The sequence below is a fragment of the Mycobacterium sp. SMC-15 genome, assembly GCF_045310925.1.
Lineage (GTDB): Bacteria > Actinomycetota > Actinomycetes > Mycobacteriales > Mycobacteriaceae > Mycobacterium.
This window is the reverse complement of the sequence record NZ_JBJIAJ010000002.1, coordinates 51,439-71,414: the sequence shown is the minus strand read 5'-3', so window position 1 is coordinate 71,414 and position 19,976 is coordinate 51,439. Positions and strand designations below refer to the sequence as shown.

Below are 19,976 nucleotides of genomic sequence, written 5' to 3'. Positions count from 1 at the left end.
TCACTAGAACTCACTTCGCCCTCACCTCCTTCCGGTCGGGACACACGGGCATGTCGTGGCATTGTTCACCATGGTGTCATCGAAATACGGGACCGTCAAACGCAAACGGGTTCCGATGGTGCCGGCCGCCCATGACGGCGACCAGCACCTTCCCGAAACCCCTTCGCAGCAAGCGCTATTCAGCGCTTCCCTCAGAGCAGCCCGAGCAGTTGCAGGTCGGTGACGTACTTGACGATCACCGCCGGCGTGACATGCGGGATGTCGGGATGCTCGGGGTCAGGCCCGATCCCGGCCGACTGCACCGCGGCCCGGAACCTGTCCGTCGGTGCGATCGATCCGCAGATCGGCGGCTGCGGCTTCTGGTAGTTGTGCAGCAGCGGCAACAGCGATGCCTGGCGCTGGTTTTCCGGCAGCGCGCGCAGCGTGGTCTCGAACCGCTGCAGCCAGTCGCCGTAGTCGGCGATCCGCCGAATCGGGTAACCGGCTTCGATCAGCCAGTCGACGAACTCGTCCATCCCCAGACCGTCGTCGTACGGGTTCATCACGTGATAGGTGGTGAACCCGCCGCTCGCGAAGGATCCCAGCGCGGTGGACGCCTCGGCGATGAACTCCACCGGCAGGCCGTCGTAGTGCGCGCGCTGTCGCTGACCGTCGGCGCTCAGTTCGTAGAACGAACCGGGCGCTACCCCGGCAGCAACCAGGCTGAACATCATCCGGGTGAACATGTCGGGCAGGTTCAGCTGGCCGGCGTAGCTGGTGTCGGCCAGGATCATGTCGCAGCGGAACACCGCGACCGGCAGGCCGCACAGGTCGTTGGCCTCACGCAGCAGCACCTCGCCGGCCCACTTACTGGTGCCGTAACCGTTGGCGTAGCCGTCGTTGATCGCCCGGACCGCACTCATCACCCGGACGTCGGCGTCCTCGGTGAACTGACCCAGCGGAATCTGGTCGCCCACACCAATTGTGGAGAAGTAGGTGAACGGCTTGATCTTGCTGGTGAGCGCGACCCGGATCAGCTCGGCGGTGCCGAGCGCGTTCGGCCCGAACAGTTCGCTGTAGGGCAACACGTGGTTTACCAGGGCCGCCGGGTCGACGATCACGTCGACCGTGTCCGCCAACCGCTGCCAAACCTCTTGGTCCAGACCAAGATTCGCTTCACCCTTGTCACCGGCGATCACCTCGAGATGCTTGGCGGCCAGTTCGGTGTAGCGGGCCAGCAGCTGCGCATCTCCGCTGTCGAAGACGTTGTCCAACCGACGGCGGGCATCCTCGTCGGACTTGCCACGCACCAGGCAGATCAGTTTTCCGTCCACCGGGGCCAGCCGCTGCAACCACTCCAGCGCCAGGTAGCGACCGAGGAAGCCGGTTGCGCCGGTCAACAGCACGGTGCGCACCTGCTCGGAGGGGCCGGGCAGCGACGGTGCCGCGGCCAAGGTCGCCTCGTCGAGGAACTTGTCCAGGGTCAGGTCCGCGGCAGCCACTTCGACCGCGTCGCGGCCGTGCACCGAGGCGAAAGTCGGCCGTTTGGAGCCGTTGCGCTCGGCGGTGATGTAGTCGGCGATGGCCGCCAGATCGTTGGCCGGGCTGACGATCACGCCCACCGGAACGTCGACGTCGAAGATGTCGCGCAGCAGATTTCCGAACGTCAGCGCCGACAGGGAGTCGCCGCCCAGGTCGGTGAAATGTGCCTCCGGGGCCAGGTCGCCGGCCGAGGCGCCCAACAGCGCCGCGGCGGCACGACTGACGGTCTCCAACGCCGGACGCTGAGCACCGTGCTGACGCAGCTCGCTCAACTCACTGGCCTGCCCTTCGGCCAGCTCGGCGTAGCGGCGCTCAAGGCGATCGCCGTAGTGCGCCTTCAGCTTCGGCCAGGCCAGCTTGCGAATCCCGGTCAGCAGTCCGTTCTCCAGGGTGAACGGCTCGGTCTCGACGATGAAGTCACGCGGAACTTCGTAGGACTGCAGGTCGGCGTCTTTCGCCACCTGCTGCAGCGACTCGGCGATCCCGGCCTTGAGGGCGGCGTCGGAGTCGAAGCGGTCCGCAGCTTCCGGGGTCGGGACCACCACGGCCAGCAGGTAGGGCTGCGCGCTGTTGCCGTAGACGTAGATCTGGCGAACCAGCGGGCTGTTGCCGAACACCGCTTCCAGCTTGGCCAGGGTGACGAACTCGCCCTGGGCCAGCTTGAGCACGTTGTTGCGCCGGTCGACGTAGACCAGGTGGTCCGGCGCGATCTCGGCGACCACGTCACCGGTCCGGTAGTAACCGTCGGCGTCGAACACCTCGGCGGTCACCTCGGGACGCTTGTAGTAGCCGGGAAACAGGTTCTCGGTCTTGAGCAGCAGTTCGCCGCGCGGGTGCGGGGTGTCGGTGCCGAAATAGCCCAGATCCGGCACATCGACCAGCTTGTAGTCCAGAACCGGCGGCCGCTGCACTTCGCCGTCGAAGAGCACCATGCCCGCCTCGGTGGAGCCGTAGCCGTTGAGCACATGCTGCTCGGTGAGCTGGTCGACCCAGGACCGCAGCTCGTCGGAGATCGGCGCCGAGCCGGTCATCGCGAACACACACCGCCCGCCGAGCAGTTCGGCGCGCATCTGCGCCAAGACCTGCGCTTCGGCGGCGGCCCGGTCTCCGCTCACCCCATCGAGTTCACTGCGGAAGTGCTGGTAGAGCATCTCCCAGATCCGGGGGACGAAGTTCAGTTCGGTCGGGCGAACCAGGGCGAGGTCTTCGAGGAAGGTGGACAGGTCGCTGCGTGCGCTGAAGTAGGCGGTGCCGCCGTTGCCGAGGGTGCCGTACAAGATGCCTCGGCCCATGATGTGACTCATCGGCATGAAGTTCAGCGTGATCGAGACGGCGGTCGGGCCGAACCAGTTCTTGGTCGACCGCACCCACATCCGGGACACGTTGCTCTCGGGGTACATCGCACCCTTGGGGGCGCCGGTGCTGCCGGAGGTGTAGACGAGCAGTGCCAGTGGGTTGGCGTCGTCGCCGGCTTCCGCAAGCGCCTGGGCCGGCAGGGTCAGGGAGTGACCGCGGGTCAGCAGGTCGGCCAGCGGCTCGACCACCACCTCGACACCGGCCAGCCGCGCCCGCGCATCGGCAAGCGCCTCGCGGTGGTCATCGACCTGCTGGTGGTAGTCGAAGACCACCAGGCGGGTGGGGGCCGGACCGGTCAGCACCAACTCGACCGCATCGGGCAGCGAGTCAACGCTGGCAGCGATTACCCGGGGCTCGGTCTCGGTCACGATCGGCACCAATGTGTTGATCGCCGCCGAGGTCTGCAGCGGCACTGAGACCGCACCGATCTGGCCCAGCGCTACGTCGATGACGGTGTAGTCGACGCTGGTGAAGCCCAGCACCGCAACCCGGTCACCGGGCCGCACGGCGCCGGCGGCCAGGGCGGCAGCCACAGCGCGGACGCGCTCACCGAGTTCTCCGTAGGTGATGGTTTCGTAGCGCGGCAGCAGGGCTGCGGTGCTGCGACCGGTGGCCGGATCGGTGACGTACTCGACGGCACGCTGCCCGAGCGCCGGCCGGGCGGCGTAGCCGTCGAAGACGGTCCGGGCGATGTGCGCCAGCCGCGACTGCCCTTCGATAGCGGCGGCGACGGCCGGGTCGGGCCGACCGGCGGCGAATTGCGGGTCGGTGGCGACCAGGTCGGCGATGCGGCGGGCGAGTTGCTCCTCGTCAGCGGTGGTGGAAACAGGCGACATATCGAACCTCTAACGGATATTTCGTGAAAGTGATTTTCAGGGGCGCGGTCTGCGCCGATGTAAACTACGTTAGCAAAACTAACTTAATTTAGGACCCCTGAACTGGTGTGACGTTGCACTCACGGCTGTTTGCCAGTGAGCGTCAGCTCAGCGATTCCTCCAGCCACGGGAGCAGCCACTTCACCCCTTCGGGCGTCAGGTGAATGCCGTCGCTGCGGACCTTGATGCCGTCGACTTTGGCGGTGTAGGTGCCTGCCGGCCCCAGCTTCTTGTTCAGGTCCATCACCGTGACGGCTTCTCGCCCGGCGACCTCCCGGCGCAGCAGGGCGTTCCAGCGGTCGACGCGCTCGGGTTTGTCTTCAGGCCACAGGCTGCCGTCGGGCCGCTCACCGTAACGGCTGTACGGCACGGTCGTCACCACGACCCGGCTGCCGGCGGCCTGGAGCACGTCGAGCGCACGGCGCAGCTCCGCGGTCAGATAGGCATCGAAGGTCGGGTCACCGATGCGCGACCACTGACCCTCGTTGACCCGGTCCACGGTTTCCCAGCGGCCGACGAACAACAGCACGACATCGGGCTGGTCGGCCTTGACCTGCCGAGTCCAGCGCGCCGGCCATCCGTCGCACTCCTTGCCCTGGTCGATGACCTTGCCGGCCCAGCGGTATGGCCCGGCGCGCACAATGCTGCAGCCGACGACGGTGTGGTCGATGAAGTCGTAACCGGGGGTGTCCGGCAGATAGTGCATCAGGGTCCAGCCGATCGAATCACCGAACACCGACACGGTGCGCGGCCGGTTGGGGTCGCGTCGCGCGGCCTGCGGTGGTGGCTTTTTGACCTCCGAAAGCCGCGCAGGCGGCGAGGGGGACACCGCGGCGGCCGCGGCCACATCCGGGGTCACACCGTTCTCGGCTGTGGGACGCTCGACGACCGGGACCACCAGCACCGTGACTGCCACCGCAGTGCCGCTGACGGCGGCCCCCAGCGGCAGCAGCGACACCCGCGCCGGCCGCCAGCGGCGGATCGGCTCCTCAAGGACCCACCATGACACCGTCGCCAGCAGCAGCGTGGCGGCGCACCGCACGGCGAACAACGCCCACCCCGACCACCCGGTGCGCTGCCCGTTGAGGACCAGGAAGACCGGCCAGTGCCACAGGTACACGCCGTAGGAGATGGTCCCCAGCCACACCAGCGGCGACCAGGCCAACGCCCGGGCGACCAGACCGCTCTGATGCAGCGCGATCGGGGCGATCACCGCGATCGCAGCGACGGCCACCAGCGTGAGCAGGCCGCCGTGGAACTCCGCGGCCGTGCCGGTGGCGCGGTGGGCCGCCATCGCCAGTACGGCCAGCCCACCCAGCGGCAGCAGGCGAGCGACCCACAGCGCGCGGCGGGTGCGCACCACCGACCAGCCCGCGGTGAGCGCCGGCCAGTCCCCCACCAGCAGGGCCGCGGCCGCGGCACCGATCAACAGGGCCTGCGCACGAGTGTCGGTGCCGAAGTAGACGCGATCGCGGGTGGCGTCTGAGGCCAGCATCTCCGCGGCCGTCGCCGAAGCCGCCGCCCCTGCGCTGGCCAACAGGAAAACCGTCAGCCGCACCCCGCCGACGGTGGCCCACCCGCCGCGGCGCCGGGCGCGGGCCCCCAGCAGCAACGCGATCGCGATCAGCAGCAGCGGCCATAAGAAGTAGTACTGCTCCTCGACGCCCAGCGACCAGGTGTGCTGCAGCGGCGACGGCGTGCCGGCTTCGGTGAAGTAGTCGGTGTGCTCAGCGACGAACCGCCAGTTGGCTACCCAGAAGAAGGCGGCGATCGCGTCCTCGCGCAGGCCCACCACCGCCTCCGACGGCAGCAGCTCGTGGGCTATGGCGACGGTCAGCACCATGAGCACCAGAGCGGGCAGCAGTCGGCGGATGCGCCGGATCCAGAAGCCGGTGAGGTCGATCCGGCCGGTCCGGCCCAGCTCGTCGATGAGCAGCGAGGTGATCAGGAATCCGCTGAGCACAAAGAACAGGTCCACACCCAGGAACCCGCCCGACAGTCCGGGGATGCCGCCATGGTCGGCCAACACCAACGCGACGGCTATCGCGCGCAGACCGTCCAGGGCGTGAATGCCCGGGCGTCGCCGCTCCCGCCGAACCCGATCCGCGGCGCGCGCGGTGGTCAACCGGGCGGCACGCGGGGCCGGCGCAACCCAGCGCGATTTACCCGAGGTGCGCATCGAGGTGGCCTGGCGAGTCCGGTTCCCGGCCGGTCGACTCATGTCATCTTGGTCGCCGTTGGCGCCGATTGGTCGATCCTCTCGCTGGTGGACCACCGAAAGCTTAGGGGGCGAGCGGTCGTCTCAGCCGGATGACACGCTCGCGATCAGTAGACCAATTCGGCAGTGCGCCACCAGATCAGCGCGATGAACAGTGCCAGCAGCGCAAGGCTGGCCGCCGCCTGGATCCGGGTCCGGCTCGCCTGCGGCGGATAGACGTAGGCGAACGCGACCAGCACCCCGGTGATCAGACCACCGACGTGCCCCTGCCAGCTGATGTGCGGAATGGTGAAGGTGAAGATCAGGTTGACCACGATCACCGCGCCCACCGCGCGGACGTCCATCCGCAGACGGCGCCCGATGACCAGCGTGGCGCCGAACAGGCCGAAGATGGCGCCCGAAGCGCCGGCGGTCGCGGTGGTGATCGGTGCCAACAGGTAGACGGCAACCGAGCCGCCCAGTGCGCTGAGCAGGTATAGCGCGCTGTATCGCACCCGACCGAGCAGGCCCTCGAGTTCGGGGCCCACCACGTACAGCGCCCACATGTTGAGCAGCAGGTGCATCGGTCCGTAGTGCAGGAACGCCGACGTCAGCAAGCGGTAGATCTGCCCGTCTGCCACCGCCGGTGTCCAGAGCACCAACTCGGACTCCAGCTCACGCGACGCCAGCTGTGCCAGGAAGGCGAGCACGCTCAGCGCGATCAGCCCGTAGGTGACCACCGGCGCTCCCGAGGCCGCGCGGACCAGGGGCCGCGCCGCCCGGCGCACCGGCGTGCCGCCCGCCTGCGCGCAGTCCACGCAATGCTGGCCGACGGCGGCGCTGCGCATGCAGTCCCCGCAGATGTAACGGTCACACCGGGTGCAGCGCAGCGCGGTGGCCCGATCGGGGTGCCGGTAGCAGACGGTCATGGCTATACCCTCTCAGAGCACGTTTGCCGGGGCGCTGCCGGTAGATTTCACATCATGTCGTCCCAAGCTCCACGCCAAGCGTTCAATGACGTCGTCACCCGGTTTTGGAGCTTCGCCGCTCCGGCCTACGACGCCCAATTTCTGCAGCGTTGGGTCTACCGTCCGGCCCAGGACGAGCTGATCGCCGCGCTGCGGTCGCACCAGCCGGCCCGGGTTGCCGACATCGCCTGCGGCACCGGCATCCTGGCCGACCGCATCGAACGTGAGCTGTCCCCGGACGCGGTCTACGGGGTGGATATGTCCGACGGCATGCTCAACGAGGCACGGGAGCGCTCGTCGCGGGTGCGGTGGCTGACCGGGCCCGCCGAGCAGCTGCCGTTCGAAGATGGCGCGCTTGATGCGGTGGTCACCAGCTCGGCGTTTCACTTCTTCAACCAGCCGGCCGCGGTGCGCGAGTTCTACCGGGTGCTGGCGCCGGGCGGGATGGTGGCGGTCACGGCGATGAGCCCCCGGCTGTCCGATCCGCTCAAGACGCTGACCGGAATCCGGTGGAACCCGGCACGCCAGCCGACGCCCAGTGAGATGCGCACGCTGTTCACCGACGCCGGTTTTACCGTTCCCGACCAGCATCGCGTGGCCCGTCCGGCCTGGACACTGGTCGTGTCGGACCTGATCACGGTCGGGGTGAAGCCGTAACCAGCTGACGACGACCCGTCCCCCGCAGCTCCGTCGCGGTACCTTCGTTAGGTATGAGATCGATGAAGCTGGCCGGGATGACGGCGATCGCGCTGGCAACCTGGTGCACTGCGGCCGGGATCGCCGGAGCCGATCCGGCCCCTCCTCCCCCGCCGGCGCCCAAGCAGGTGATCGACGGCGATGGCACCTTCGCGGTCGGCAAGGACATCGTGCCGGGCACCTATCGCTCCGACGGCCCGCGTGACGGCGCCGCCTGCTACTGGCGCCGCATCGGCGGCGACAAGACCCTCGACAGCGCGATGACCAAGAAGTCCCAAGTCGTGCTGATCGAGCCGAGCGACACCGCGTTCCGGACCGACCGCTGCCAGACCTGGCAGCTGACCGAATGCCCGCCCACCTGTGCACCGGTGCCACAGCAGTCGGTGGGCCTGCCCGATGTGCTCAAAGGCTTCGTCCCGCAGGCTCGGCCCCCGGCCCCGAGCCCAGCCCCGAGCGGCGGCTAACGCTCCAGCCGCCGGCTCCACGCGCGAGTGTGAAACTCACGACGCGACACGCCGTGGATGCGTCGCCAAATTCCCACTCGACCGGGCGGCTGGATCAGGCGACGATCAGGTCAGGTCCTGCAGGGTGCCTCCGACGGCCAGTCCCACATCTTGGCCGGCGGTCAACGGCACCGCACGTAACACCAGTTCAGGGCGGGCTAAGCCTATGGCCGCCTGAGCTGAGCATTCGATGAAAATCGCCTGTAAGTCTGCGGGATAGCGCCGCTGCGACGGACAGGTACCGATGACCGTCAACTCAGACGGGTTCGGCCTCGGCCAGCAGTAGGGTGGCGCCGTCAACCAGCGTTCCGATCACCTCGTCGGTGCTGAAATCGCTGAGCCACAGATTCGGGGCGTCGGTGCGGTGCAGCATCGCGACGCCGTGCAGTGCCACCGACAACGCCGCGGCAATCCGGTCCGAATCAGGATCCGAGTCCGAATCCGGCGCCTCCCCCCGGCAGGCCAGCAATCCTCTGGTCACCACGGCCAGTGCGCGGCGGGCCGCCGGCGGGGCGTGACCGTCCTGGGTCATCAGCGCGTAGCGCAGCGGATGGCGCTGCGCGAACGAGACATACACCCGACAGCCGATGAGCAGGCGTTCCCGCGGGTCAGTGGCCTGCTGGACGTGCTCGGCGATCTCGTCGGAGACCTGAACCCAGCTCGACTCGGTGACTGCCTCGAGCACCCGGTCCAGATGGTCGAAGTGCGCATACACCGAAGGTGCGGCGATGCCGGCCTCGCGGGCGATGCCGCGCAGCGAAACCTCGGCTTCGCTGTCCGCGCCGTCGATGACCCGAACAGCGGCAGCCAGGATCTCGTCGCGCAGCAGCGCGCCGTGGCCTCGCAAATTGCGCCGACGAGGGGGAGTGGGCACGCGGTGATCCTAACGGTTTGTTAGCTGTCCTCACTTGCGTTCTGCATAACATCTCGCGCGCAAGTGTGAGCTGGCACTGTTTAACTTTACACTCGTTTCTTTACGGTCGTAAGGTTAACGGTCATGAGCGCAATGAAGAAGCTTCGCGGGCCGCTTGAGCGACTGTGGATCGTGCTGGTGATCGTCCCGGTCGCCGCGATCGGTGGGCTGGTCATCTACCGGTTCCACGGCGTCTTCGGCGCGGACGGGGCGGCGGTCGCCGGCGGCACCGGTGGCGAAATCGTCTCCACAGTGCCGAAGTACGTCACCTACGAGCTCTACGGCCCCGAGTCGACGTCGGGCATGGTCAGCTACGTCGACGAGCGCGCGCAGTCCCAGGAAGCCCAGTTCCACTCGCTGCCCTGGTCGCTGACGTTGACCACCACGCAACCGAGCGTGTTCGCCAACGTCATGGCCCAGGGCGACAGCCGCGAGCTGGGCTGCCGGATCACCGTCAACGGCGAACTGCGCGACGAACACCAGGCCGACGGCCACAACGCCGCGACGTTCTGCGTGGTGAAAGCGGCATGAGCGGCCACCACACCCCCGTCGGCACAGGAGCTCCGTGGTTCCCGCGGCTGATCCGCGCGTGCGCCATCCCGATCATCCTGTTCTGGCTCGCCGCGGCGGCAGCGACCAATCTGCTGGTTCCGCAACTGGAGGTCGTCGGCGCGCGCAACGCCGTCTCGCTCTCCCCGCAGGACGCGCCGTCGGTGATGGCGATGAAGCACATCGGCGAGAAATTCGGTGAGTTCACCAGCGACAGCGTGCTGATGATCGTGCTGGAGAGCGATGCCGAGTTGGCAGAGGACGCCCACCGCTACTACGACCGGCTGGTGGCGACGCTGCAAGCCGACACCGTGCACGTCGAACACGTGCAGGACTTCTGGGGTGACCGGGTCACCTCGGCGGGCTCGCAGAGTGAAGACGGCCGGGCCGCCTACGTGCAGGTGCACCTGGCGGGCAACCAGGGTTCGGCGCAGGGCGTGGAATCGGTCGACGCGGTGCGCGACATCGTCGAGGAATCCGACCCGCCGGCCGGACTGCGCTCCTATGTGACCGGGCAGGCGGCCCTGGTCGCCGACACCAACGAGGCCGGCGACGCCTCGATGGTGAAGATGACCGGCATCACCATGGCCGTCATCGCGGTGATGCTGCTGGTGGTCTACCGGTCGATCGCGACCACACTGATCGGACTGCTGGTGGTTGTCACCGAGATGAGTGTGGCCCGTGGCCTGATCGCGGTGCTGAGCAACTCCCACGTCTTCGCGATCTCGACTTTCGTGGTCAGCATCCTCACCGCGCTGGCCATCGCGGCCGGTACCGACTACTGGATCTTTTTGATCGGCCGCTACCACGAGGCACGCAATGCCGGCGAGGAGCGCCAAACCGCGCAGAACACAACACTGTCCAGCGTCAGCCACGTCATCCTGGGCTCCGGCCTGACCATCGCCGGGGCGATGCTGTGCCTGCACTTCACCCGGCTGAACTACTTCAACACCCTGGCGGTGCCGTGTGCGCTGGGCATGTTCACCATCCTGGCGATGGGGCTGACCTTCGCTCCAGCGGTACTTGCGGTCAGCAGCCGATTCGGACTGCTGGACCCTAAGCAGGCCACCAAGACCGGCGGATGGCGCAAGGTGGGCACCGCCGTGGTGCGCTGGCCACTGCCGATTCTGGCCGCCGCCATCGCAATTGCGGCCGTGGGCGTCCTGGTGCTGCCCGGCTATCAGACCAGCTATGACAACCGGCACTACATCCCGGCCGACGTCCCGTCCAACATCGGCTATGCCGCAGCCGAGAAGCACTTCAGCTCCGCGCGGATGAACCCCGACATGTTGATGGTGGAGTCCGATCACGACATGCGCAATCCCCGCGACATGCTGGTGCTGGACCGAATCGCACGCAACATCTTCCGGGTGCCGGGCATCGAGCGGGTGCAAAGCATCACGCGGCCGCTGGGACCACCCATGGAACATGGATCGGTGCCGTTTCAGATCAGCGCACAAGGCGTGACGATGCGGGAGAACCTGCAGTTCCTCAAGGCTCGCCTCGACGACACCCAGACGATGGCCGACCAGCTCTCCTCGATGATCACGGTGATGGACCGGCTACACGGACTGACCGTGCAACTCTCCGATGCCACCCACGGCACCGACGAGGCCGCCCACGATATGCAGGGCACGATGGAGGAAGTCCGGGACCGCATCGCCGACTTCGACGACGAGGTCCGGCCGCTGCGCAACTATTTCTATTGGGAGCCGCACTGTTTCAACATCGGTGTGTGCAACGCTTTCCGCTCGATGTTCGACGCCACCGACGGTTTCGACAAGCTGGCGGAGAACACCGCGGCATTGGCCGGTCAGTTGGACCGCGTCGATGAGATCACGCCGGCGATCGCCGACCAGATCCCGCCGATGATCGCCATCACCACCAACATGCGCGACCTGATGCTGACCATGCACAGCAGCTTCAGCCAGGTGGTGACCCAGCTGGAGCAGATGACCGACACCGCTGCGGTGATGGGCCAGGTGTTCGACGACGCCCGCAACGACGACATGTTCTATCTGCCGCCGGAGGCGTTCGACAGTCCCGACTTTCAGCGCGGGATGGAGCTGATGATGTCGCCGGACGGCCAGGCCGCACGCATTCTGATCACCCACGACACCGACCCGGCGACCGTCGACGGGATCTCGCACGTCGGCGCCGAGCTGCAGGCCGCCAAGGAAGCCGTCAAGGGCACGCCGCTGGCCAAGGCGAAGTTCTACCTGGGCGGCACTGCCGCCACCTACGCCGACATCCAGACCGGGGCGCACTATGACCTGCTGATCGCAGCGATCGCGGCCATCGTGTTGATCTTCGTGGTGATGCTGCTGATCACCCGGGCCCTGGTGGCCTCGATCGTGATCGTGGGGACCGTGGTGCTGTCACTGGCCTCCTCGTTCGGATTGTCGGTGTTGCTGTGGCAGTACGTGTTCGGTATCGAGCTGCAGTGGCTGGTGATCGCGATGTCGGTGATCGTGCTGCTGGCGGTGGGCTCCGACTACAACCTGCTGGTGGTCTCGCGGATGAAGGAGGAGATCAACAGCGGATCTGCGACGGGTCTGCGCACCGGACTGATCCGGGCGATGGGCGCCACCGGCAAGGTGGTGACAGCAGCCGGCATGGTGTTCGCCTTCACGATGATCGCGATGATCGCCAGCGACCTGCGGTCGGTCGGGCAGATCGGCACCACCATCGGGCTGGGCCTGCTGTTCGACACGTTCATCGTCCGCAGCCTGATCACCCCGTCGATCGCGGCGCTGCTGGGCAGGTGGTTCTGGTGGCCGATCAATGTGCACCGCCGCCCGGCCCCGGAACCGGCCGCCCACCCCGCCGAGCGTGAAGTTGGCCGCACGTTAGACGACGAGCGTGAAGGCACCTTCACGCTCGCGCCGGAATCGCCGGCGCTCGAACCGGCATCGCCGATCCCCGCGAGCTAAGAATCTTACTGTTACGCCAAGATACTCTTATTTTTCTTAATTTATCTGTATCGTGGGTCCCTTGCGTCATGGAGAGGGGCTTGCGATGGTCAGTTCGGATAGGTCAGCGGTCGTGCTGGGAGCCGGGATGGCCGGCCTGCTGGCAGCGCGGGTGGCCTCGGAGTCCTACGCCTCCGTCACGGTCGTGGACCGCGATCGGCTCCCCGATCACCCCGCTCAGCGCAAGGGGGTACCGCAGGGGCGGCATCTGCACAGCTTCCTCACCCGCGGCACCGGCATCCTCGGCGAGTTGTTTCCGGGGATCCTCGACGAGCTCGCCACCGCCGGCGCGGTGGTGATCGACAACTGCGACCTGTCTGGGCGGTATGCGCGCATCGGCCGTCATGAGTTGAACCGCACGGGCACACTCTCCGATCCCCGGGCCCTGGCGATCTACAGTGCGAGCCGGCCGTTCATGGAGTTCCACGTGCGCCAACGCGTCGACAAGCTCACCAACGTCGCGTTCCTCGACGGCCACGACGCGATCGAACCGGTGCACGATCGAGGGGTCGTCCGCGGCGTGCGAGTGACGAATCGGGACAACAAGCTCACCCAGGTGCTGCACGCCGACCTCGTCATCGACGCGACCGGGCGGGCCTCGCGGACTCCGGAGTTCCTGGCCGGACAGGGCTTCGGCTGCGTACCGGACCACCGCCTACGCCCCGCGTGGGCCTACTCCAGCCAGCTGCTGCGCATCCCACCCGGACGGCTCGAGGACCGGATGGTCTTCGTCAACTCCGGGCGCGCCTATCCCGGTCTGCTGCTGGTGGCCTACGAGCACGACACGTGGATGCTGTCCATTGCCCGCCACGGTGACTATGGCTCTCCCCCAAGGAATTTCACCGCCATGCGGACCGCGGCCAAGCAGCTTCTTCCGGAATCCATCATGGCCGGCTTGCGAGCTGCCACACCGGCGGGTGACATCGCGGTCTCGCACGACACCGGCGCACTGTGGCACCGCTACCACCAGATGCAGCGCTTCCCCGAAGGACTCGTGGTGGTCGGCGACGGGCTCTGCCGACTCAACCCGCTGCACGGGCAAGGTATGACCGTGGCAGCACTGCAGGCGCTGGCGCTGCGCGACTGTCTCCGGGACGGCGGTCCGGAACTGTCGCAGCGCTTCTTCCGCGCGGCGGCTGCCCAGATCGCACCGATCTGGGCAGCGAACGCGGCCCAGGATCGTCCCGCTGCCCAGGACCGCCCGCACCCGATCCGCCGCCGGCTCGGCGGATGGTTCACCGACGCGGTGGGGACCGCCGCATCGCGCGACATCGCTGTCACCGAGCGGTTCCTGCGGGTGCGCAATCTGGTGGATTCCCCATCGCGTCTGCGTGATCCGGTCCTGCTGGCCCGGATCCTGCGGGCCAATCTGCGGGGCACGGGATTCGCTTCATGACGGACGACGAGGCCGCCATCCGGGAGCTGCTCGCCGATCAGGTCGCCGGCTGGAACTCAGGTGATCCGGCGGCGTATGCGGCCGTCTTCACCCCCGACGCGGACTACGTGACCTTCCTGGGTGCCCGCCACCAAGGTCGGGAGGCGATCGCCACGGCGTACGTCCCACTGTTCGCCAAGCTGCTGCGAGGGTCGCGCTTGGAACTCGAAGTCCGCGGGCTGCGGTTTGTGACACCGGACGTGGCGCTGATCCACTGCCACGCCGCGGTCACCAAGAAGGCACCGGGCCGTTTGCGGATCAACACCAGCGTCGCGGTCCGGACCGGCGATGGCTGGCGGTTGGCCTCCTCGCAGAACACCACCCACCGACGCCTGGCCCAAAGACTTATGCACACACTGGTTTCCCGACGCCGCGACACAGGAGGCTCCCATGCTTGACGCCATCTACCGGGCCGCACGCGGCAGGATCAGCACCCTGGCCGCCGGACTCTCCGCTGACCAGCTACGCCTCGCGGTTCCCGCGACACCCGGCTGGTCGGTACACGACGTGTTGGCCCACCTGACCGGCGGCGCCGCAGACGTCCTGGCGCAGCGACTCGACGGGGCACCGGGCGAGTCCTGGACCGCACGGCACGTCGCCGAACGTCGCGACCGCCCGGTCGACGAGCTGCTCGACGAGTGGGAGCACGCGTCCCCGGCAGCCGAGGCGGGTCTGCCCGAGCGGTTCGCCGGGCCCAACCTCGCCGCGGACGCGATCTGCCATGAGGGCGACCTGCGCGAGGCGTTGAGCCTGCCCCGGATCGACCGTGAACACTGGCAGCCGTTCCTGGACGTCCTGGGGAACTTGCCCGGTCGGCGACTGCGTGACACCGCCACCCTGGTGATCATGGACGAGCTTGGTCAGGAATGGCGTTGCGGTTCAGGCGAATCCGTTACCGAATTACGGGCCGACGGTTATGAGCTGATGCGCGGACTGTTCAGCAGGCGCTCGCGCAGTCAGATCGCCGGGTGGGAGTGGTCCCCCGAACCGTCGGCGCAGCTGGTCGACAGCTTCGGAGTTTTCGGCCACCGCGACGACGATCAGCCGGTCCCGGTCTGCTGACCTCACCCGCCGCAGGAGGTCAACCGCGGCGGGGAGAAGGCCACCGATCCGACCCCGCCGTCGACGGCTCCGTTGTTGGCGAGTTGCATCGTGGTCACGTAGGTACAGGTTTGAATCTCGGTGGATAAATTCAGGTAGACCACGTTGTAGGTGTAGGCGAACGTGCGGACCAACTGCTTGGCATCCCAGGGCACATCCAGCACGAAACCGAGCGATGAGTCGATCGTCCGGATCCAAATTGCCCGCGCACCGGTCTCCCCGATCGACGGCACCACCGAGAACGCGGAGCCGTCGGGTTTGGTACCGGCGACGCTGAGGCTGTCGATGCGGTAGCCGGTGGCTTCCGCCGGCACCGGCGGTCCGGGGCTGATCCTGGTGGTGAATTGGATTGCGTAGCTTGTTCCGCCGCCGATCGCCCTGGTGGTGGAGAAGCTGGTCCAGGTGAATTCCTCCGGCAGCTCTGCAACGCAGTTCCCGATCAGCTCGTTCGGCTCCCCACACCCGGACGATCCCGTCGGCGCGGCCAGCGCACGCGGGCCCGCGAACGCGGCACCGACCAGCGGCACCGACCAGGCGGCACCGCGCAGGAAGTTGCGGCGCGAGAACGCCGTCTGAGCACTGCCGGTCACGAGTCTCACCGTAGGTGATCGGAGCGCATTCGGTTGTTCGACCAAAGTTGCGGTTCAGGCGAATCCGTCACCGAAATCAGCCGATCCCGGCCTGGCTGACCTCACCCGCCGCAGGAGGTCAACCGCGGCGGGGAGAACGCCACCGACCCGACACCGCCGACGATCATTCCGTTCTCGGCCAGCGTCATCGCGGTCACGTACGAGCAGGTCTGAATCTCGGTCAGCCCGTTGAGGTACACCACGTCAAAGGTGTACGCGAAATTGCGAACCAGCTGTCCAGCCGTCCACGGCGCGTCGATGACGAAACCCAGCGAGGACGCCGACCGCGCGCCCAGTACCCGCGGACCGCGCTCCCCGATGTGCGGAGTGATCGAGAACGGCACCCCGTCGCGCTTGGTGCCGGCCAGACCGATGCTGTTGATGCGGTATCCGGTGGCGGCTGGAGGCACCAGCGGCCCCGACCGGATATTGGTGCTGAACAGGATGGAGTAGTTCGTCCCTCCGACCACGGCGGTGGTGCTGAAACTCGTCGAGGTGAACTCTTCGGGCAGCTGCACCACGCAGTTCTCGATCACCTCATTCGGGTCGCCGCAATCCTGCGAGCCGGGTGGCACTGCCAGCACGCGCGGGGCGGCGAGCGTGATACCAAGCGCCGGGGCCGACCACACAGCCCCGCGGATGAAGATGCGTCGCGAGATCGCTGTCGTCGTCGGGTCGCTCACCGCATCAACAGTACCGACCGCAGCCGGTTTCGGTTGTACACCCAATAATTCGGTGCCATGCTCGCCGAATGGTCTGGGAGCGATTGTCCGCCACCGTCACCGGCCGCCGTTCTTGGCTCGTTGCGCTGGTCCCGCTCCTGATCGCCGTCGCGCTGATGGTGCTCAGCAACGACAACGCCGGCGCGACCCAATCTCCCGAGTCACTGCCGGCAGGCGCCGAATCAGCCCGCGCCGCCGCCGCACTGTCCACCTTCGCCGGCGGGGAGCAGGCGACCGCCCTGCTGGTCGCCACCCGCACCGACGGTGCGCCGCTGACGACGGGCGACCTCGCGGCGGTGAATGCGGCTCGCGACCGTATGACGCAGGTGCCCGACGTGCTGTCCGGGCCGGCACCACCGGTCCTGCTGTCCACCGACCAGCTGGCTGCCCTGGCAACGGTGCCGCTGAATTCGGAGTTGTCCGGTTTCGCGCTCACCGATGCGGTCAAAGCCCTGCGCGCGGCCGCCAATGACGGCTCGCCAGCGACACTGTCGAACCACATCACCGGCGGGCCGGCGTTCGGTGCCGACATCGCCGATGCCTTCACCGGCGCCAACGTCACGTTGTTGGCGGTCACCGCGCTGGTGGTCGCGCTGCTGTTGATCGTCACCTACCGCTCGCCGGTGCTGTGGCTGGTACCGCTGATGGTGATCGCGTTCGCCGACCGGGTGGCCACCGTGGTGGGATCTGATGTCGCGCGTGCGGCGGGGGTCACCTTTGACGGCTCCACCTCCGGCATCACCAGCGTCCTGGTCTTCGGCGCCGGCACCAACTATGCGCTGCTGCTGATTTCGCGCTACCGCGAAGAACTGCGGACCGAGCCCAGGCATCGCGCCGCCCTGCGGCGTGGGGTGGCCGCCGCCGCCCCGGCGATCCTGGCCAGCAACGCCACCGTGGTGCTGGCCCTGCTGACGTTGATCTTGGCGGTCACCCCGAGCACCCGCAGTCTCGGGATCTGCGCCAGCTGCGGGCTGGTCGTGGCCGCCGTGTTCGTATTGTCTGTCTTGCCTGCGTTGCTGGCGTTGTTCGGCCGGAAGGTGTTCTGGCCGTTCATTCCCCACCCCACCGACGACGCCGGGACGCCGGCCGGCCCGTGGCATCGCGTGGCCGAAGCCGTCTCACGTCGCCCGGCCGTGGTGTGCACAGCGGCGGTCGCCGTCCTGGCGACGTCGGCCGCCGGACTGCTCGGTACCGGAATCGGGTTGTCGCAGACGGAGCAGTTCCGGTTACAGGCCGACTCGGTGATCGGCTTCGACACCCTGGCAGCGCACTTTCCCGACGGCGCCGCGAGTCCGACCGTCGTGATCGGCTCCAGTGCCCGGGCCCGGCAACTCAAGCAGGCGATCACCGCGGTCCCCGGCGTGAACTCGGCGGTCCCGACGGGGGTGTCCGAGACCGGACGAACCATGTGGTCGGTGGTGCTCGACGCCGCCCCGGCCACGGACGCCGCTTTCGCAACCATTGCCGGACTTCGTGATTCGGTCAGCGCGGTAGATGCGCGGGCGTTGGTCGGTGGCGCCGACGCGCAGGCCCTCGATGTGCGCGACGGAGCCACGCGCGACCGCGAGGTGCTGATCCCGCTGATCCTGCTGGTGGTGCTCACCGTGCTGTTCGTGCTGCTTCGGTCGGTGTTGGCCCCGCCTGTCCTGGTGGCAGCGACGGTGCTCAGCGCAGTCGCCGCGCTGGGGCTGGGTTGCTGGGCCAGCCTGCACCTGTTCGGATTTCCCGCGCTGGACAACAGCACTCCCCTGTTCGCGTTCCTGTTCCTGGTCGCGCTGGGCGTGGACTACACCATCTTCCTGGTGACCCGCGCTCGCGAAGAGACGCCCGCACACGGCACCCGCGACGGCATGGTGCGCGCGGTTACAGCCACCGGCGGAGTCATCACCAGTGCCGGCATCGTGCTGGCAGCGGTGTTCTGCGTGCTCGGGGTGCTGCCGTTGATCGTGCTGACCCAGCTGGGCATCATCGTGGGCTTGGGAATCCTGTTGGACACGTTCGTCGTTCGCACCCTGGTGATCCCGGCGCTGTTCTCACTGATCGGCGATCGGGTCTGGTGGCCCAATCCGCCACGCTGACCTCTACAGTGCCGCCCAGATCGACTTGGTCTTCAGGTAGCCGTCGATGCCCTCGTAGCCGAACTCGTGGCCCATACCGGACTGCTTGTAGCCGCCGAACGGCACGTTGTGGTCGAAGACCAGCTGGCAGTTCAACGTCACGGTACCGGCCTGCAGGCGCTTGCCCAGGTTGTGCGCGCGAGCCAGGTTGGTGGTCCACGCCGTGGCCGCCAGACCGTAGCTGGTGTCGTTGGCCATCGCCACGGCTTCGTCGTCGTCGTCGAACGGCAAGATGGTGACGACCGGTCCGAAGATCTCTTCCCGGTACAGCCGGCTGGTGGCCGGGTCGACATTGGTCAGGACGGTCGGCTTCACGAAGTAGCCCTTGCGATCCACCCGGTAACCGCCGGACACCACCTCGACACCGTCCTTGCGGCCCTGATCGATGTAGCCCATGACGCGCTCGAGCTGCTTGGCGCTGACGAGCGGGCTGATCATGGCGCCCTCGTCCTTGGGGCCTCCCAGGACCAGGTTCTCCCCGATCATCGCGATGCCCGCGACGACGCGCTCGTAGACGCTGCGCTGCACGAAGATCCGGGAGCCGCAGACACAGCCCTGACCGGAGTGCACGAAGATGCCCATCGCGGCCATCATGATCGCCATGTCCAGGTCGGCGTCTTCGTAGATCAGCACCGGGGACTTGCCGCCCAGCTCCAGCGTCACCTTCTTCAGGTTGTCCGCGGAGTTGCGCATGATCTCCTTGCCGACCTCCGTCGAGCCGGTGAAGGCGACCTTCTCCACATCGGGGTGGCTGGTGATCGCCGCGCCGGCGGTAGCGCCGTAGCCGATGACGAAGTTGGTGACGCCGTCGGGGACCCCGGCCTGCGCGATCAGCCGTTCCAACAGCACCGCCGACAGCGGCGTCTCCTCCGCCGGCTTGACGACGCTGCTGCAGCCGGCCGCCAATGCCGGGGCCACCTTGGCGCAGGCGTTGAACAGCGGTCCGTTCCACGGATAGATGAGGCCCACCACGCCGTAGGGTTCCTTCACGGTGTAGGCGTGCATGTTGGCGTAGGTGCTGTTGACTCCGCCCTCCATCTGCACCTGGTAGCTGCTGCCGTTGAGCTTCGTACACCAGCCCGCGTAATACCGGTAGAACTCCGCGCAGGTGGACACGATCATCTCGGCCTGGGCCGGGGGCATGCCGGCATCCAGGGACTCCAGCTCGGCGAACTGCGCTGCGTGCTCATCGATCAGATCAGCGAGCCGCCACAGCACCTTGGCCCGCTGCCGCGCCGGGAGGTCGGTCCACGCGCCGGATCGATAGGTCGCCTTGGCGCGGGCGACGGCGTCGTCGACCGCTTCGGGGCCCGCGTCACGGAACTCGGTGATCAGCTCTTCGGTGGCCGGGTCGATCACCGGGATGACTTCACCGGTACCGGGCCGCTTCGCAAGATCATCGATTACCGACTGCACTGTCAT

Annotated in this window: 15 protein-coding genes; 8 read left to right on the top strand and 7 right to left on the bottom strand. The window is 67.5% G+C overall.

Annotated elements, in window-relative coordinates; all coding sequences use genetic code 11:
• Positions 1–191: 191 nt before the first annotated feature.
• From car to ACJH71_RS03405, 3 genes are all read right to left on the bottom strand, one after another.
• Positions 192–3,713 (bottom strand): carboxylic acid reductase, encoded by a 3,522-nt coding sequence (gene car, locus ACJH71_RS03415; RefSeq protein ID WP_406756643.1) that lies wholly within the window; start codon positions 3,711–3,713, stop codon positions 192–194.
• Between the two features lie 142 nt (positions 3,714–3,855).
• Positions 3,856–5,931: an acyltransferase family protein gene (locus tag ACJH71_RS03410; protein WP_406756907.1), complete on the bottom strand. Its 2,076-nt coding sequence runs from the start codon at positions 5,929–5,931 to the stop codon at positions 3,856–3,858.
• 146 nt (positions 5,932–6,077) lie between these two features.
• Positions 6,078–6,878 (bottom strand): rhomboid family intramembrane serine protease, encoded by an 801-nt coding sequence (locus tag ACJH71_RS03405; RefSeq protein WP_406756642.1) that lies wholly within the window; start codon positions 6,876–6,878, stop codon positions 6,078–6,080.
• Between the two features lie 54 nt (positions 6,879–6,932).
• Between ACJH71_RS03405 and ACJH71_RS03400 the strand changes: the two genes are divergently transcribed.
• Both ACJH71_RS03400 and ACJH71_RS03395 read left to right on the top strand, forming a co-directional pair.
• A complete protein-coding gene (locus ACJH71_RS03400; protein WP_406756641.1) occupies positions 6,933–7,574 on the top strand; it encodes a class I SAM-dependent methyltransferase in 642 nt (213 codons plus the stop codon).
• Positions 7,575–7,627: 53 nt separating this feature from the next.
• Positions 7,628–8,077: a hypothetical protein gene (locus ACJH71_RS03395; RefSeq protein WP_406756640.1), complete on the top strand. Its 450-nt coding sequence runs from the start codon at positions 7,628–7,630 to the stop codon at positions 8,075–8,077.
• Positions 8,078–8,372: 295 nt separating this feature from the next.
• Here ACJH71_RS03395 and ACJH71_RS03390 read toward each other — a convergent pair whose 3' ends face one another.
• On the bottom strand, positions 8,373–8,990 hold the full coding sequence (locus ACJH71_RS03390) for a TetR/AcrR family transcriptional regulator (RefSeq protein ID WP_406756639.1): 618 nt from the start codon (positions 8,988–8,990) through the stop codon (positions 8,373–8,375).
• Positions 8,991–9,113: 123 nt separating this feature from the next.
• On the opposite strand from ACJH71_RS03390, the gene ACJH71_RS03385 reads away from it, so the two are divergent.
• The 5 genes from ACJH71_RS03385 (at position 9,114) to ACJH71_RS03365 (ending at position 15,047) form a co-directional block, all read left to right on the top strand.
• Positions 9,114–9,560, top strand: coding sequence for an MmpS family transport accessory protein (locus ACJH71_RS03385; protein ID WP_406756638.1), 447 nt, complete (start codon positions 9,114–9,116; stop codon positions 9,558–9,560).
• Positions 9,557–12,511 (top strand): RND family transporter, encoded by a 2,955-nt coding sequence (locus ACJH71_RS03380; protein WP_406756637.1) that lies wholly within the window; start codon positions 9,557–9,559, stop codon positions 12,509–12,511. Before ACJH71_RS03385 ends, ACJH71_RS03380 begins: the two co-directional genes overlap by 4 nt.
• Before the next feature lie 85 nt (positions 12,512–12,596).
• Positions 12,597–13,946, top strand: coding sequence for an FAD-dependent oxidoreductase (locus ACJH71_RS03375; RefSeq protein WP_406756636.1), 1,350 nt, complete (start codon positions 12,597–12,599; stop codon positions 13,944–13,946).
• Positions 13,943–14,383 carry an SgcJ/EcaC family oxidoreductase gene (locus ACJH71_RS03370; protein WP_406756635.1) on the top strand — a complete coding sequence of 147 codons (441 nt, stop codon included), beginning with the start codon at positions 13,943–13,945 and terminating at the stop codon, positions 14,381–14,383. The genes ACJH71_RS03375 and ACJH71_RS03370 overlap by 4 nt, the downstream gene beginning before the upstream one ends.
• Positions 14,376–15,047 carry a maleylpyruvate isomerase family mycothiol-dependent enzyme gene (locus ACJH71_RS03365; RefSeq protein WP_406756634.1) on the top strand — a complete coding sequence of 224 codons (672 nt, stop codon included), beginning with the start codon at positions 14,376–14,378 and terminating at the stop codon, positions 15,045–15,047. Before ACJH71_RS03370 ends, ACJH71_RS03365 begins: the two co-directional genes overlap by 8 nt.
• A gap of 2 nt (positions 15,048–15,049) precedes the next feature.
• Here the strand turns inward: ACJH71_RS03365 and ACJH71_RS03360 are convergent, their stop codons facing one another.
• A complete protein-coding gene (locus ACJH71_RS03360; protein WP_406756633.1) occupies positions 15,050–15,676 on the bottom strand; it encodes a hypothetical protein in 627 nt (208 codons plus the stop codon).
• A gap of 101 nt (positions 15,677–15,777) precedes the next feature.
• A complete protein-coding gene (locus ACJH71_RS03355) occupies positions 15,778–16,398 on the bottom strand; it encodes a hypothetical protein (RefSeq protein WP_406756632.1) in 621 nt (206 codons plus the stop codon).
• Between the two features lie 68 nt (positions 16,399–16,466).
• Between ACJH71_RS03355 and ACJH71_RS03350 the strand changes: the two genes are divergently transcribed.
• Complete coding sequence (locus ACJH71_RS03350; protein WP_406756631.1) at positions 16,467–18,515, top strand: MMPL family transporter; 2,049 nt, start codon at positions 16,467–16,469, stop codon at positions 18,513–18,515.
• Positions 18,516–18,518: 3 nt separating this feature from the next.
• On the opposite strand, the gene ACJH71_RS03345 is transcribed toward ACJH71_RS03350, so the two are convergent.
• Entirely contained in the window at positions 18,519–19,976 is a 1,458-nt protein-coding gene (locus tag ACJH71_RS03345) for an aldehyde dehydrogenase family protein (RefSeq protein ID WP_406756630.1), read from the bottom strand.